The sequence below is a fragment of the Halodesulfurarchaeum sp. HSR-GB genome, from assembly GCF_031432215.1.
Classification (GTDB): domain Archaea; phylum Halobacteriota; class Halobacteria; order Halobacteriales; family Halobacteriaceae; genus Halodesulfurarchaeum.
This window is the reverse complement of record NZ_JAVKGN010000001.1, coordinates 238039-252400: the sequence shown is the minus strand read 5'-3', so window position 1 is coordinate 252400 and position 14362 is coordinate 238039. Positions and strand designations below refer to the sequence as shown.

The following is a 14362-nucleotide window of genomic DNA, read 5'->3' as shown; positions in this document are numbered from 1 at the left end:
ACGAGTGCCCGCCCCGAACAGGACCCAGGATTTCGACCGGCTCCAAAACACCCCGAAACGTCCGAAAACGTACGTCAAACCGACGCACACTCGCGGATTGAAACGCCATGCTTATATGGGCGAGTCGAAAAAGATGCCTACAGTCTCATGGCGAGACGCGGACGCGGGCCGGCATGATCAGTGTACTCGTGCCGTCGTCCCTCGTCCGGGAGACCACCGACAAACGGACGGCGACCCTCAAGTTGGGGTACGTCGCCCGGGCGGCGGCGGTCTTCCGGGCTGACCGCCTCGAGGTCTTTCCGGACCCCGAGGGGGAAAATCGATGGGGCGGCGGGTTCGTCGAGACGGTCCTCCGGTACGCCGCGACACCGCCCTACCTCCGAAAGGAGGTATTCGGGACGCGGGACGAACTGGAGTACGCTGGTGTGCTTCCCCCGCTCCGTCTCTCGGCATGGACCGGCTCCGAATCGAGCGGTTCGGGGTCGTTACGTCAGGGAGTAGTGACCCAGGTCGGATCTGACGGGCGCGTTCGGGTCAATTGCGGACTGCAACACCCGGTCTCCCTCCACACGCCACCCGGTATGGACGTGGCGGAGGGAGAACGCGTGACCATCAGGGTCTCTTCGCGACGACCGGTCCGCGCGAAGCTCGTGGCCGAGCCCCTTCCGGGCTTTGGCGTCGAGCGCGTGGACCTCCGGGACGCTCTCGGTCGTCCCGACGCCGGACTCCGGGTCGGTACCTCTCGTCACGGCACGCCGTTGACGGCGTCCATGGCGGCCGAGGTAGCGACCCAGGGCGTCGAGGACGGACTGACCGTCGCGTTTGGGGCCCCGGGTCGTGGCCTGCCGGCGATGCTCGGATTCGATCCGGGCGAACTGGCGGCCGATTCGGGCCCCCCGATGGACAGCGAGACCCGTCCCACCGACTCACCGGCCGGATTCGACGCCTGGCTGAATACTATCCCGGACCAGGGCAGCGAGGTCGTTCGAACCGAGGAGGCGATGTTCGCGACCCTCGCTCACCTGACGCTCACGGAGTGATACGATGCCACAACCAAACCGACCACGAAAAGGCTCGATGGGGTTCAGCCCCCGCAAGCGCGCTCAGAGCGTCGTGCCACGATTCGGCTCGTGGCCCGACGACGACGGGCAGGTGGGCCTGCAGGGATTTGCCGGCTACAAAGCAGGCATGTCCCACGTCGTCATGATCGACGACCAGGCCAATTCCGCGACCGAAGGCATGGAGACGACCGTGCCCGTAACCGTCGTGGAGACCCCGCCCATGCGCGTAGCAGCCGTGCGTGCGTACGAAGACACGGCTTACGGGAAACGTCCCCTCACTGAGGTCTGGGCCGAGAACGCCCATCCCGACCTCGATCGAGCTGTCTCCCTACCGGACGGTGCACAGGACGAGAACAGAGACACACTGACTGCGGCCCTCGAAGACGGATCCGTCGACGACGTGCGCGTCGTCTCCTATACGGTTCCCGCCGAGGTGCCGAGCGTGCCGCGCAAGAAGCCCGACGTGATGGAGAATCGCGTCGGCGGCGGCACGATCGGCGACCGCGTGGAGTTCGCCCTCGACCTCCTCGATGCCGAGGGGGCCTTCGAATTCGGCGACGTGTTCCGCGCCGGCGAGTTCCTCGACGTCGCGGGCGTCACCAAGGGCAAGGGCCTGCAGGGGCCCGTCAAGCGCTGGGGTGTCCAGAAGCGAAAGGGCAAACACGCCCGACAGGGCTGGCGTCGCCGGATCGGCAACCTCGGCCCGTGGAACCCCTCACGCGTTCGCTCGACGGTCCCCCAGCAGGGGCAGACCGGCTACCACCAGCGAACTGAACTCAACAAGCGGCTCCTCGAATTCGGCGACGAGGACGATGTCACCGTCGACGGTGGCTTCCCCAACTACGGCGAAATCGAGGGCCCGTACGCGCTCATCGAAGGATCGGTTCCCGGTCCGGAGAAGCGCCTGGTGCGGTTCCGGCCGGCTGTACGGCCGAACCAGTCGCCGCGTCTCGATCCCGAGGTGCGGCACGTGAGCACCGCCTCGAACCAAGGATAAACCATGCAGGTACCACTCAGAGACCTGGACGGCGAGGAAGTCGAGACCGTCGAGCTACCGACGGTCTTCGACGAGCCAGTCCGACCGGACCTCGTCCGGCAGGCTGTGACTGCCGCCCAGGCCAACCGTCGACAGGACTACGGTGCCGACGAGTACGCCGGGATGCGAACGTCCGGCGAGTCCTTCGGGAGCGGTCGTGGGATGGCCCACGTGCCGCGCTCGGAGGGACAGGGCGTTCGGGTTCCCCACACCGTCGGGGGCCGCACGGCCCACCCGCCGAAAGCCGAGAAGGATCGCACGCGAACCATCAACGACAAGGAGCGAAAGACAGCGGTCCGCAGCGCCATCGCGGCGACGACGGATCCCGAACTGGTCGCCGAACGTGGTCACCAGTTCGACGCCGAGACCCTCCCGATCGTTCTCGAGGACGACTTCGAGGACATGCAGAAGACCCAGGAGGCACTCGCCACCCTCGAGGCCGTGGGCCTCGGGGCCGACATCGAGCGCGCCGACGAGGGACGATCCATCCGGGCTGGCCAGGGCAAGCGCCGTGGCCGCAAGTACCGGCGTCCTAGCTCGGTCCTCGTGGTCACCTCCAGTGAGAGCGGTCCCTCGCGGGCCGCCCGCAACCTGGCCGGCGTCACCGTGGCGACCGGTCGGGAGGTCAACGCCGAGGACCTGGCCCCCGGTGGCGAGGTCGGTCGGCTCACCGTCTTCACCGAAAGCGGCCTCGCGGAGGTGGCAGACCGATGAGCGACGTCATCGACCACCCCCTCGTGACCGAGAAGGCGATGAACGCGATGGACTTCGACAACAAGCTCCAGTTCGTCGTCGACATGGACGCGACGAAGCCGGCGGTTCGCGACGAGGTCGAGGACCGCTATGACGTGTCCGTACTGGACGTCAACACGATGATCACCATGAACGGGACGAAGAAAGCAATCGTGACGCTCTCGGAGGACGACGACGCACAGGACGTCGCCTCCAGAATCGGGGTGTTCTGAGATGGGACGACGCATTCAGGGACAACGACGCGGCCGCGGGACCTCGACGTTCCGGGCCCCCTCCCATCGGTACAAAGCGGAACTCTCCCACAAGGTCGAGGAGGAGGGCGATCTCCTCGTCGGCGAGGTCACGGACATCGAACACGACCCCGCCCGGAGTGCCCCCGTCGCTCGCGTTGCCTTCGAAGACGGCGACGAGCGACTGGTCCTGGCGCCGGAAGGGATCGGGGTCGGCGACCGGATCGAGGTCGGCGTCTCCGCCGCCATCGAACCGGGCAACACGCTGCCCCTGGCGGAGATCCCCGAAGGGGTTCCGATCGTCAACGTCGAAGCCCAGCCGGGCGACGGCGGGAAGTACGCCCGGGCCTCCGGGGTCAGCGCCGACCTGGTCACCCACGAACGGGACGCGACGGTCGTCAAGCTCCCGAGTGACGAGGTCAAACGGCTCTCCCCGGACTGCCGGGCGACCATCGGCGTCGTCGCCGGTGGCGGTCGGACCGAGAAGCCCTTCGTCAAGGCAGGGAAGAAACATCACAAAATGAAATCCCGCGGCACGAAGTGGCCGCGGGTTCGCGGGGTCGCGATGAACGCCGTCGACCACCCGTTCGGTGGTGGCGGCCGACAGCACCCGGGACGCCCGAAGAGCGTCTCGAAGAACGCCCCGCCGGGTCGCAAGGTCGGCGACATCGGATCACGACGAACCGGCCGCGGAGGGAACTAACATGAGCGAACTACGCACCGGCCGCGAGGACGAGGCATTCACCTATCGCGGCTACGAACTAGAGGAGTTGCAGGAGATGGCTCTCGAGGAGGTCGCGGAACTGCTTCCCGCACGACAGCGGCGAACTATCACCCGTGGCCTGTCCACGGAACACGAGAAGTTGCTCGCCGAGGCGCGAGACGCTGAACCCGAACAGACGGCCGACGACCCGATCCGGACCCACCTGCGTGATATGCCGGTGGTTCCGGAGTTCGTGGGCCTGACGTTTGCCGTGTACACCGGACAGAGCTTCGAACGCGTCAAGGTCGAACCCGAGATGCTCGGGCACTACCTCGGCGAGTTCCAGCAGACCCGGACACAGGTCGAGCACGGGCAGGCGGGCATCGGCGCGACCCGCTCTTCGAAGTTCGTGCCACTGAAATGAGCATGGGAATCAGTTACAGCGTCGACGTCGATCCGGAGTCCTCCGCGAAGGGGATGCTCCGCGATCGGCCTATGAGCCTGAAGCACAGCAAGGCCATCGCCCGTGCCATCAAAGGGCGGACCGTCGAGGAGGCCGAAGCGTACCTCGAAGCGGTGGCGGCCGGCGAGCAGTCCGTGCCGTTCAAACAGCACAACAGCGGTGTCGGTCACCGCGGGGACATCGACGGCTGGGACGCCGGTCGATACCCCGAGAAGGCCACCGCGGCCTTCCAATCGCTTTTGGGGAACGTCTCCAACAACGCCGAACAGGCCGGGCACGAGCCCGCCGAGATGGAGATCGCCCACGTCGCCGCCCACAAGGTCGGCGAGCAGGAGGGACGAAAGCCTCGCGCGTTCGGGCGGGCCTCGCCCTGGAACACGACCCAAGTCGACGTCGAGATGATCGTCGTCGATCCGGAGGCAGGTGAGCAATAATGGCAGACGAACTCGAATTCATCGAGCAGGGGCTACAGCGCTCCCAGATCGACGAGTTCTTCGCGGACGAACTCGCCCGTGCGGGCTACGGCGGCATGGAAGTCGCCCACACGCCGATGGGGACCCAGATCGTCCTCGAAGCGGAAAAGCCCGGCATGGTCATCGGCAAGGGCGGAAAGAACATCCGGAAGATCACGACCGAACTCGAGGATCGGTTCAACCTCGAAGATCCACAGATCGACGTGCAGGAGGTCGAGGAGCCGGACCTGAACGCCCAGATCGTGGCCGATCGGCTCGCGAACGCCCTCGAACGCGGCTGGTACTTCCGGAAGGCCGGTCACACGACGATCGACCGGATCATGGAAGCCGGCGCGCTCGGCGCGGAGATCGTACTGGCCGGCAAGGTGACCGGCGCTCGGTCCCGGGTCGAGAAGTTCAACCGCGGCTACATCAAGCACAACGGCGAACCCGCCGAGGAGATCGTCGACGCGGGTCAGGCCGTCGCGGTCATGAAACTCGGCACGATCGGGGTCAACGTGAAGATCATCCCGCCCGAGGCCGAGCTACCCGACGACTTCACCATCGAGGAGGACGCGGATATCTCCGACCTCGTGGTCGAAGAGGAGGGCGAGTCCGTCGAGGAACTCCTCGAGGGCGAACCCGAGGACACCGAAGCCGCCGCCGAGGACTTCGAAGAAGTCGAGACCCCCGGCGGGGCGGAGTCCCCCGAGGAAGACATCGAAGAGGAGCTCCTCGATGACGTCGAGGAGCCCGAAACCGAGGACACCGAGGAGGCCGAGGCGCCCGAAATCGAGGACGTCGAGGAAGACGCCGAGGCCGAGGCCGAACAACTCCTGGATGAGATGGACGAGGAGGTGGAGGAATGACGATCCTCCACCCCACCGAGATCCGGGACATGACCCCGGCCGAACGGGAGTCCGAACTCGAGGAGCTGCAGACGGAACTCCTCAACGCCAAGGCGGTCAAGGCCGCCGGTGGCGCGCCGGAGAACCCGGCACGAATCAAGGAGCTGCGGCGCACCGTCGCCCGGATCAAGACGATCCAGGCCGAGGAGCGCGACCCAGCTGCGGAGGAACAGTAAGATGACACTCTCGCCCGAGACGTTGCCCGGCCACGAGCTCATCGGACTGCAGGTCCGAGTCACGAGCTCGACTGATCCCTCGCGGGTCGGTATCGAGGGCCGGGTCGTCGACGAGACGAAACACACGCTCCTGATCGAGCGTGACTCGGGCGAGGTTCGGGTTCCCAAGGCGGGAACGAAATTCGAATTCGTGATCACAGATGAAGCCGCGGCGTCCGCGAAGGGCGCCGGGACCGTCGCTCAACCGGCCGTGTCGGCTGGCTCGGCTGGCGAGGCGACGGCCTCCGTTACGGTGGATGGACGTCGATTGCTCTCACGACCCGCCCGCAGAACCGTTTCAGGAGGACGATTACAATGGCGATAGGACTGAACGTAACGGAGCCGGAAGGCACCTGCGCCGATGACAACTGTCCGTTCCACGGAAGCCTTTCCGTGCGCGGCCAGGTCATCGAGGGCACGGTTGCCTCGACGGACATGGAAAAGACCGTCGTCGTCGAGCGCGAGTACGACGTGTACGTACCGAAATACGATCGGTACATGAAGCGTCGATCGCGCGTCGCGGCTCACGCCCCGGCGTGCTTTGACTTGCAGACAGGCGACACGGTCCGCATCGCAGAGACACGACCGCTCTCGAAGACGAAAAGCCACGTCGTCGTCGAAGTTACCGACGACGGGGGTGAGGCCTGATGGAAGCCATCAAGGCCGATGTCACCCCGGGCCTGGAGAAGGGTTCGCTGATCACGTGTGCGGACAACACGGGCGCACGCGAACTCAAGGTAATTAGCGTCTCCGGGTACCAGGGAACGATCAACCGCCACCCGAAGGCCGGCCTGGGTGACAAAGTGACCGTCTCGGTCACCAAAGGCACGCCCGAAATGCGTCGCCAGGTGCTCGAGGCCGTCGTCGTTCGACAGCGCAAGCCCATCCGCCGACCGGATGGCACGCGTGTCAAATTCGAAGACAACGCTGCCGTCATCATCGACGACATGGGCGAGCCGCGGGGCACGGAGATCAAAGGCCCCATCGCCCGAGAAGTCGCAGAGCGGTACGGAAGCATCGCGTCGACAGCGACGATGATCGTATAGCTATGAGTGAACAACCAACCAAACAGCGTATGGGGACCGAACGGGCGCCGCTCCACGAGCGACACAAGCAGGTTCGGGCCACGCTCAGCGACGACCTCCGCGAGGAGTACGGACAGCGGAGCGTGACCGTCAACGCCGGTGACACCGTCGAGGTCCTTCGCGGCGATTTCGCCGGGGAGGAAGGCGAGGTTCTGGCCGTCGATCTGAAGGCCGCCACCGTCCACGTCGAGGGTGTCACCCAGGAGACCGCGGAGGACGAGGAAGTGCCTCGTCCCCTCGATGCCTCGAACCTGCGGGTCACGGAGCTGGACCTGGAGGATCCCGTGCGCGAAGCGCGACTCGAAGGTGAGACAGAATGAGCAACCATCAGAAACGACTCTCGGTCCCGAAGTCCTGGCCGGTCGAACGCAAGACCGCCACCTTCACGGCGAAAGCCGCCGGCGGACCGCACGGCGAGGACGGCGTCCCCCTCGTGATCGTCCTTCGGGACGTGCTGGGGTACGTCGACACCGCCACGGAGGCCACCTACGCGGTGAACTCCGGTGGCGTCCGCATCAACGGTGACAGCGTCGACGATCGCAACCGACCAGTCGGGATGTTCGACATCCTGGCGTTCCCCGAACGCGACGAGTACTACCGGGTGTTCCCGGACGAGGGTGGCCGGCTCGGCCTGACGCCGATCGACGAGGCCGACGCGGGCTCCAAACTCGGGAAGATCATCGGCAAGACGACCGTCTCGGGCGGTCGGACCCAGCTGAACCTCCACGACGGCGCGAACCTGATCGTCGAGGAGGAGGACTACAGCGGGAACGACTCGATCGTCCTGAACAACGAGACAAACGAGATCGTCGCCCACTTCGTGTACGAGGAGGGCGCACTCGTGACCGCCGTCGCCGGCCAGCACGCCGGCGAGATCGGTACTGTCGAAGACATCAGCGTGACCCCCGGCAGCGCCTCGAACACCGTCACCGTCGACACCGGCGAGGGCGTCTTCGAGACCGTCGAGGAGTACGTCGTCGTCATCGACGAGAACTTCGTCGGCGAGGACGCCGAACTGCCCACGGAGGGTGATGCCTGATGTCCAGTACCGAGACTGACTTCCACGTGATGCGCGAACCGAGCATCGAGAAGGTCGTCGTCCACATGGGCGTCGGCCACGGTGGGGAGGATCTCCAGCTTGCGGAGACGATCCTCGAAGAGATCACGGGCCAGGAGCCGGTCCGGACGACCGCCAAGCGGACCGAACCGGAGTTCGGCATTCGCGCGGGCGACCCGATCGGCGCGAAGGTCACCATCCGTGGGGACCTCGCCGAGGACTTCCTCGACCGGGCACTCGCGATCGCTGACGTGACCCGTGGAAACTTCGATCAGACCGGGAACGTGAGCTTCGGCATCGAAGAGCACACCGACTTCCCCAGCCAGGAGTACGACCCGACCATCGGGATCTTCGGCCTCGACGTGACCGTCAACATGGTCCGTCCGGGCTATCGCGTCTCCAAGCGCGATCAGGCCACCCGCCAGATCCCGTCGAACCACCGGCTGACGGCCGAGGACGCCATCGCGTACCTCGAAGCCAACTACGACCTGGAGGTGACGACATGAGCGACACAGAAGATACCCAGGAGACCGGACAGACACACACGTGTCGCCGATGTGACCGCGAACAGGGTCTCGTCGGAAAGTACGACATCTGGCTGTGTCGACAGTGCTTCCGGGAGATCGCCCCGCAGATGGGCTTCAAGAAGTACAGCTAATCATGACAGCAGACGACCCACTGGCGAACGCGCTCTCGGGCATCAACAATGCCGAGAGTGTGGGCCAGTTGACACATACGGTAACGCCCGCCTCGAACGAGATCGGTGCGGTACTCGAGGTCCTCTATGACCGCGGGTACATCGGCGGCTTCGAGTACGTCGATGACGGCCGCGCCGGGCAGTTCGAGGTCGAACTGACGGGGTCCATCAACGAGTGTGGACCCGTGAACCCGCGATACTCGTCCGGCGTGGACGAACTCGAGAAGTGGGAGAAGCAGTTTCTCCCGGCTCGGGACTACGGCACGCTGATCGTGACGACCTCAAGCGGGATCATGAGCCACTACGAGGCCCGCGAGAAGGGCATCGGTGGCCAACTCATCGCGTACGTATACTGACAATGTCACGAATCGAAATCCAACTACCCGAGGACGTCTCCGCCGAGACCGAGCGCTTTGACCTCACGGTCGAGGGGCCGGCGGGCTCGGTGCAGCGACGACTCTGGTTCCCCGGCGTGACCGTTTCCGTCGAGGACGAGACCGTCTGCATCGAATCCGACGCGGCGGACGCCAAGACCAACGCCACGATGGGGACCTTCCAGAGCCACGTGGAGAACATGATCCACGGGGTCACCGAGGAGTTCGAGTACCGGATGCAGATCCACTACTCCCACTTCCCGATGCAGGTCTCCGTCGAGGACGACGCGGTCGTGATCCAGAACTTCCTCGGCGAGAAGGCCCCGAGACGGGCCCCCATTCGCGGCGACACCGAGGTAACAATCGACGGCGACGAGATCACCCTCACCGGCCCCGACAAGGAGGCCGTGGGACAGACCGCCGGCGAGATCGAACAACTCACCCGGGTTCCCGACAAGGACACGCGGGTGTTCCAGGACGGCGTGTACATCGTCGAGAAGCCGTCCCGCGGAGGTGCCTGAGATGAGCGACAACGGCGAGCCACGAGAGCTCGAAGACATCAGCGGGATCGGCCCCTCGAAGGCGGACGCCCTCCGGGAGGGCGGCTACGAGACGATTACGGACCTGCAGGCGGCAAGCCAGTCCGAACTCGCCGAACTCGAGGGAATCGGGAACGCGCTTGCGGCCCGCATCAAGGCGGACGTCGGCGGCCTCGAGATCGAGGAAGAGACCGAGGCCGAGGTCGAGACCGAAGCCGAAAAAGCGGAAGAAGCTGCGGACGCGGACGTCGAGACCGAGCTGCGCCCGCGTGGCGTGGCCGACAAGACGCCCGACCTCGACGGGGAGCGCTCCCGGCTGCTCGCCCAGCGGGCACGGGAGGGCAAACCGGCGTTCAACCAGCAGGACCACCACAAGAAAAAGCGCGTGAGTGCCTCGTGGCGCAAGCCACGTGGGAACCTCTCGAAGCAGCGACTGGGTATCAAGGGCAAGGGCGCGACCGTCGAGTCCGGCTACCGGACCCCGACGGCCGTCCGCGGCCTGCACCCCAGCGGCTTCGAAGAAGTGCGGGTTCACCGCCCCGAGGACCTCGAAGACGTCGATCCCGACCGGGAGGCGGTCCGGATCGCCAGCGCCGTCGGCGGACGCAAGCGCGAGCGCATCGAGGACGTCGCGGCCGAGCGGGAGATCCGCGTGCTCAATCCGACCTACGAGGAAGTGGAGGTGACCGAGAATGAGTGATCTCTCGACCCAGAAACGACTCGCCGCCGACGTGCTCGATGTCGGCGAGAACCGCATCTGGCTCGATCCGGACGAACAGAGCGAGATCGCCGAAGCGATCACCCGCGAGGACATCCGGGAACTGGTCCAGAACGGGACGATCCGGGCGAGCGAGCCGTCGGGCAACTCCCGCGGTCGCGCCCGGAAACGAGACGAAAAACGCGCCGCCGGCCATCGGAAGGGCCCGGGCACCCGCAAAGGGAAGGCCGGGGCTCGTTCGGACCCGGCGGACGAGTACCGGGACGGCATCCGGGCGATTCGACGCGAACTCCGCGAGCTGCGGGACGACGGCCCGCTTTCCCGCTCGCAGTACCGCCAGCTCTATCGGATGGCAAGCGGTGGCGAGTTCGACAGCGTCCGCCGGCTCCGGGCCTACATCGAGGACAACTACGACATCGAACGAGGTGACATCTAATGGCCAGCGGACCACGCTACAAAGTACCGATGCGGCGACGCCGCGAGGTCCGGACAGATTACCATCAGCGGTTGCGCCTGCTGAAATCCGGGAAGCCCCGACTGGTTGCTCGCGTGAGCAACCAGCACGCCAGGGCGCAGCTGGTGACTCTCGGTCCGGACGGAGACGAAACGATCGCGAAGGCGATCTCGGCCGATCTGGCCGAGTTCGGCTGGGAGGCCCCAACGGGCAATCTCCCGGCGGCCTACCTGACCGGCCTCCTGGCCGGCACGCGGGCCCTCGAAGCGGGACTGACCGAGGCCGTGCTCGACATCGGCCTCAATCGAGCGACCCCGGGCGCGAAGGTATTCGCCATTCAGGAGGGTGCCATCGACGCCGGGCTCTCGATCCCGCACAACGATTCGGTCTTCGCGGACTGGGAACGGACCCGTGGCGAACACATCGCCGAGTACGCAACGCAACTCGACGAGCCGCTTTACAGCGATTCGTTCGACGCAACAGACCTGCCGGACCACTTCGATACAGTGCGTTCGGCCCTACTGGAGGATAACGAATGAGTCACACCGACGCCTGGGAGCCCACGACCCGACTGGGTCGTCGCACCAAGGACGGCGAGATCGAAGACATGTCCGCCGCCCTCAACTCCGGCCTTCCCCTGAAGGAGCCGGAAATCGTCGACACGCTCCTGCCGGGGCTCGACGACGAGGTACTCGACATCAACATGGTCCAGCGGATGACCGACTCCGGCCGCCGCGTGAAGTTCCGCGTGGCGGTCGTCGTCGGCAACCGCGATGGCTATGTTGGCTATGCCGAGGGCCGCGACGACCAGGTCGGCGGGGCGATCCAGAAAGCCATCGACATCGCGAAGCTGAACATCATCGACGTCTCTCGGGGCTGTGGGTCCTGGGAGTGTGGCTGTGGGCTGCCCCACACCGTCGCGCTCCGAACGACCGGCAAGGCCGGAAGCGTCGAGGTCGAACTGATCCCCGCGCCCCGAGGCCTCGGCCTCGCGGCCGGCGAAACGGTCCGCCAGGTGCTCTCGATCGCCGGGATCGAGGACATCTGGACCCGCTCGTCGGGGAAGACCCGGAGTACGGTCAACTTCGGCAAGGCGACCTTCAACGCCCTCAAGCGGACGACCGAGGCCCGGGTCCCCGACCGCACGCTCGACGTGCGTGAGGTGATCGAGTGATGCAGGCCGTCGTTCAGATCCGTGGTGACGTCAACATGATGGCGGCCGTCGAGGACACCCTCGACATGCTGAACCTCCATGGCGTCAACCACTGCACGCTGGTGCCGGAGACCGAGACGTATCGTGGCATGCTCACGAAGGTCAACGACTACGTGGCCTTCGGCGAGCCCAGCCAGGACGCTCTGGAGACAGTTCTGGCAAAGCGCCTCGAACCGCTCGAAGGCGACGCCGACGTGAACGAGGCGTGGCTGGCCGAGCACACCGAGTACGACTCCTTCGAGTCCCTCGCAGCCGCGCTGCTCGAGGAGGAGACGACGCTGCGAGAGCTCGGTCTCTCGCCGACTCTCCGGCTGCACCCACCACGGGGCGGCCACGAGGGCATCAAGAACCCCCGGAGCCAGGGCGGTCAGCTTGGCACTCACAGCACCGCGGAGATAGACGAACTCCTCGCGGCGATGCGATAACCATGACGAGCAAGAAACGACGCCAGCGCGGCACGCGAACCCACAGCAGCGGGTCCCAGAAGAACCGGCGTGGAGCCGGGCATCGCGGGGGCCGTGGCCGCGCCGGCCGCGACAAACACGAGTATCATCACTACGAACCGCTCGGCAAGAGCGGCTTCAAGCGCCCGGAGAAGGCACAGACGAGCGTCTCGGAGGTCAAACTCCGGGAGATCGACGAGGACCTTCCGCTTCTCGTCGAGTCGGGTGTCGTCACCGAGACCGACGACGGCTACCGGGTCGACGCCCGCGAACTGGGCGATGAGGAGGCCGACGTCGTGAAGGTCCTGGGTGGGGGGCAACTCCACCACACGCTTTCGGTCACGGCCGATGCCTTCACCGACGGTGCCCGGGACGCACTCGAAGCGACCGGCGGGGACGCCATCGTTCCCGAGGACGCCACGGACGAACCGGACGAAAGCGAGGACTAACCCATGGGATGGAAGGAGGCCGCTGAACCCTATCTGACCCGGATGCCCTCGGTCGAGCGACCGACAGGCCACGTGCCGTTCAAGCGCAAGCTGGCCTGGACGGGCGCCGTGCTGGTGCTTTACTTCTTCCTGACGAACGTGTATCTCTTCGGCGTGGCGGGCGGGGGCGAGGACCTGTTCGGACAGTTCCGCAGCCTGCTCGCCGGCGGTCAGGGGACGATTCTGCAGGTCGGGATCGGCCCGATCGTCACCGCCTCCATCGTCTTGCAGCTTCTGGGCGGGGCGAACTTGCTGGGGTTGGATACCTCCGATCCCCGCGATCAGGCACTCTATCAGGGCCTCCAGAAGCTCCTCGTGATCGTGATGACCCTGCTAACGGCGATCCCGATCGTCTACATGGGCAACTTCCTGCCGGCCAGTGATCAGATCGCCGCCAGCCTGGGAATCGGTACCTTCGGCGTGCAGTCGCTGATATTCGCCCAGGTGCTCGTCGGCGGGATCCTCATCCTCTACATGGACGAGGTCATCTCCAAGTGGGGTGTCGGATCGGGGATCGGCCTGTTCATCGTCGCCGGCGTCTCCCAGAGTCTGGTCGGCGGCCTGTTCTTCTGGGAGGGCGAGGTCGGCAACGAGGGCGTGATCCCCACCTGGATCGACATCGCACTGGGTAACGCCGGGGCGATGCCCTCGATCCTCTCCGCGGACGGGATCATGTTCCTGCTCATCGACGGGCAGATCCTCGCGATCATCACGACGATCCTCATCTTCTCGGTGGTCGTCTACGCCGAGTCGGTGCGGATCGAGATTCCGCTCAGTCACGCCCGCGTGAAGGGCGCCCGGGGCCGCTTCCCGGTGAAGCTCATCTACGCGAGCGTGCTGCCGATGATTCTCGTTCGGGCGCTGCAGGCAAACGTTCAGTTCCTCGGTCGGCTGTTGCGGAGCCAACTCGGCGAAGCCGGCATGCCGACCTGGCTGGGCGTCTACCAGGAGACCCAGGGGCAACTGGTCCCGGTCGACGGGTTGTTCTATTACCTGGCGCCCATCTACCAGCGTTCGGACTGGATGTGGTGGCTCGGCGGGACGGCCCAGGACCCGGCACAGATCATGCTCCGGGTCTCGGTCGACCTCTTCATCATGATCGTCGGCGGGGCGATCTTCGCCATCTTCTGGGTGGAGACCGCTGACATGGGCCCCGAGTCGACGGCCCGACAGATCCAGAACTCCGGGATGCAGATTCCCGGGTTCCGGCAGAACGTCGGGGTCATCGAGAAGGTCATGGAACGGTACATCCCCCAGGTCACCGTCATCGGGGGCGCCCTCGTGGGACTGCTCGCGGTGATGGCCAACATGCTCGGCACCATCGGGCAGGTCTCCGGCACGGGCCTGCTCCTGACGATCTCCATCATCTACAAGCTCTACGAGGAGATCGCCGAGGAGCAGCTCATGGAGATGCACCCCATGATGCGCGAGATGTTCCAGGAATAGCGGTCTACTCCGGATTTCCGGAATATT

25 protein-coding genes are annotated in these 14362 nt (G+C 65.7%); all 25 read left to right on the top strand.

The window, feature by feature from the left end; genetic code table 11:
* Window positions 1–173: 173 nt before the first annotated feature.
* The 25 genes from RH831_RS01445 to secY are packed head-to-tail and all read left to right on the top strand — an operon-like array spanning window position 174 to window position 14335.
* Window positions 174–1040, top strand: a complete 867-nt coding sequence (locus tag RH831_RS01445; RefSeq protein WP_310552508.1) for a putative RNA uridine N3 methyltransferase — start codon at window positions 174–176, stop codon at window positions 1038–1040.
* A 4-nt stretch (window positions 1041–1044) separates the two neighbouring features.
* Complete coding sequence (locus RH831_RS01440; protein ID WP_310552507.1) at window positions 1045–2058, top strand: 50S ribosomal protein L3; 1014 nt, start codon at window positions 1045–1047, stop codon at window positions 2056–2058.
* Window positions 2059–2061: 3 nt separating this feature from the next.
* Window positions 2062–2811 (top strand): 50S ribosomal protein L4, encoded by a 750-nt coding sequence (rpl4p, locus tag RH831_RS01435; RefSeq protein WP_310552506.1) that lies wholly within the window; start codon window positions 2062–2064, stop codon window positions 2809–2811.
* Window positions 2808–3062, top strand: a complete 255-nt coding sequence (locus RH831_RS01430; protein WP_310552505.1) for a 50S ribosomal protein L23 — start codon at window positions 2808–2810, stop codon at window positions 3060–3062. The genes rpl4p and RH831_RS01430 overlap by 4 nt, the downstream gene beginning before the upstream one ends.
* A 1-nt stretch (window position 3063) precedes the next feature.
* The gene (locus RH831_RS01425) at window positions 3064–3783 is read left to right on the top strand and encodes a 50S ribosomal protein L2 (protein ID WP_310552504.1); all 720 of its coding nucleotides are present in this window, start codon (window positions 3064–3066) and stop codon (window positions 3781–3783) included.
* A gap of 1 nt (window position 3784) precedes the next feature.
* Window positions 3785–4207 carry a 30S ribosomal protein S19 gene (locus tag RH831_RS01420; protein ID WP_310552503.1) on the top strand — a complete coding sequence of 141 codons (423 nt, stop codon included), beginning with the start codon at window positions 3785–3787 and terminating at the stop codon, window positions 4205–4207.
* Window positions 4208–4209: 2 nt separating this feature from the next.
* Window positions 4210–4680 (top strand): 50S ribosomal protein L22, encoded by a 471-nt coding sequence (locus RH831_RS01415; RefSeq protein ID WP_070364299.1) that lies wholly within the window; start codon window positions 4210–4212, stop codon window positions 4678–4680.
* Window positions 4680–5567, top strand: a complete 888-nt coding sequence (locus RH831_RS01410) for a 30S ribosomal protein S3 (RefSeq protein ID WP_310552502.1) — start codon at window positions 4680–4682, stop codon at window positions 5565–5567. The genes RH831_RS01415 and RH831_RS01410 overlap by 1 nt, the downstream gene beginning before the upstream one ends.
* Entirely contained in the window at window positions 5564–5782 is a 219-nt protein-coding gene (gene rpmC / locus RH831_RS01405) for a 50S ribosomal protein L29 (protein ID WP_310552501.1), read from the top strand. The genes RH831_RS01410 and rpmC overlap by 4 nt, the downstream gene beginning before the upstream one ends.
* 1 nt (window position 5783) lies before the next feature.
* Entirely contained in the window at window positions 5784–6146 is a 363-nt protein-coding gene (locus RH831_RS01400) for a ribonuclease P protein component 1 (RefSeq protein WP_310552500.1), read from the top strand.
* The gene (locus RH831_RS01395; RefSeq protein WP_310552499.1) at window positions 6137–6469 is read left to right on the top strand and encodes a 30S ribosomal protein S17; all 333 of its coding nucleotides are present in this window, start codon (window positions 6137–6139) and stop codon (window positions 6467–6469) included. The genes RH831_RS01400 and RH831_RS01395 overlap by 10 nt, the downstream gene beginning before the upstream one ends.
* The gene (locus RH831_RS01390; protein ID WP_070364304.1) at window positions 6469–6867 is read left to right on the top strand and encodes a 50S ribosomal protein L14; all 399 of its coding nucleotides are present in this window, start codon (window positions 6469–6471) and stop codon (window positions 6865–6867) included. The genes RH831_RS01395 and RH831_RS01390 overlap by 1 nt, the downstream gene beginning before the upstream one ends.
* A 2-nt stretch (window positions 6868–6869) precedes the next feature.
* A complete protein-coding gene (gene rplX / locus RH831_RS01385) occupies window positions 6870–7226 on the top strand; it encodes a 50S ribosomal protein L24 (protein WP_310552498.1) in 357 nt (118 codons plus the stop codon).
* Complete coding sequence (locus RH831_RS01380; protein ID WP_310552497.1) at window positions 7223–7945, top strand: 30S ribosomal protein S4e; 723 nt, start codon at window positions 7223–7225, stop codon at window positions 7943–7945. Before rplX ends, RH831_RS01380 begins: the two co-directional genes overlap by 4 nt.
* Window positions 7945–8469 (top strand): 50S ribosomal protein L5, encoded by a 525-nt coding sequence (locus tag RH831_RS01375; protein WP_070364307.1) that lies wholly within the window; start codon window positions 7945–7947, stop codon window positions 8467–8469. Before RH831_RS01380 ends, RH831_RS01375 begins: the two co-directional genes overlap by 1 nt.
* Complete coding sequence (locus RH831_RS01370) at window positions 8466–8621, top strand: 30S ribosomal protein S14 (RefSeq protein WP_070364308.1); 156 nt, start codon at window positions 8466–8468, stop codon at window positions 8619–8621. The genes RH831_RS01375 and RH831_RS01370 overlap by 4 nt, the downstream gene beginning before the upstream one ends.
* 2 nt (window positions 8622–8623) lie before the next feature.
* Window positions 8624–9016 carry a 30S ribosomal protein S8 gene (locus tag RH831_RS01365; RefSeq protein WP_070364309.1) on the top strand — a complete coding sequence of 131 codons (393 nt, stop codon included), beginning with the start codon at window positions 8624–8626 and terminating at the stop codon, window positions 9014–9016.
* A gap of 2 nt (window positions 9017–9018) precedes the next feature.
* Window positions 9019–9555, top strand: a complete 537-nt coding sequence (locus tag RH831_RS01360; RefSeq protein ID WP_070364310.1) for a 50S ribosomal protein L6 — start codon at window positions 9019–9021, stop codon at window positions 9553–9555.
* 1 nt (window position 9556) lies between these two features.
* Window positions 9557–10273 (top strand): 50S ribosomal protein L32e, encoded by a 717-nt coding sequence (locus RH831_RS01355; RefSeq protein WP_310552496.1) that lies wholly within the window; start codon window positions 9557–9559, stop codon window positions 10271–10273.
* Window positions 10266–10727 carry a 50S ribosomal protein L19e gene (locus tag RH831_RS01350; protein ID WP_070364312.1) on the top strand — a complete coding sequence of 154 codons (462 nt, stop codon included), beginning with the start codon at window positions 10266–10268 and terminating at the stop codon, window positions 10725–10727. The genes RH831_RS01355 and RH831_RS01350 overlap by 8 nt, the downstream gene beginning before the upstream one ends.
* On the top strand, window positions 10727–11284 hold the full coding sequence (locus RH831_RS01345; RefSeq protein WP_310552495.1) for a 50S ribosomal protein L18: 558 nt from the start codon (window positions 10727–10729) through the stop codon (window positions 11282–11284). Before RH831_RS01350 ends, RH831_RS01345 begins: the two co-directional genes overlap by 1 nt.
* On the top strand, window positions 11281–11919 hold the full coding sequence (locus RH831_RS01340) for a 30S ribosomal protein S5 (protein WP_070364314.1): 639 nt from the start codon (window positions 11281–11283) through the stop codon (window positions 11917–11919). The genes RH831_RS01345 and RH831_RS01340 overlap by 4 nt, the downstream gene beginning before the upstream one ends.
* The gene (gene rpmD, locus RH831_RS01335) at window positions 11919–12383 is read left to right on the top strand and encodes a 50S ribosomal protein L30 (protein ID WP_310552494.1); all 465 of its coding nucleotides are present in this window, start codon (window positions 11919–11921) and stop codon (window positions 12381–12383) included. The genes RH831_RS01340 and rpmD overlap by 1 nt, the downstream gene beginning before the upstream one ends.
* A 2-nt stretch (window positions 12384–12385) precedes the next feature.
* The gene (locus RH831_RS01330; protein WP_310552493.1) at window positions 12386–12850 is read left to right on the top strand and encodes an uL15 family ribosomal protein; all 465 of its coding nucleotides are present in this window, start codon (window positions 12386–12388) and stop codon (window positions 12848–12850) included.
* Between the two features lie 3 nt (window positions 12851–12853).
* The gene (secY, locus tag RH831_RS01325) at window positions 12854–14335 is read left to right on the top strand and encodes a preprotein translocase subunit SecY (protein WP_310552492.1); all 1482 of its coding nucleotides are present in this window, start codon (window positions 12854–12856) and stop codon (window positions 14333–14335) included.
* The last annotated feature ends 27 nt before the right edge of the window (window positions 14336–14362 follow it).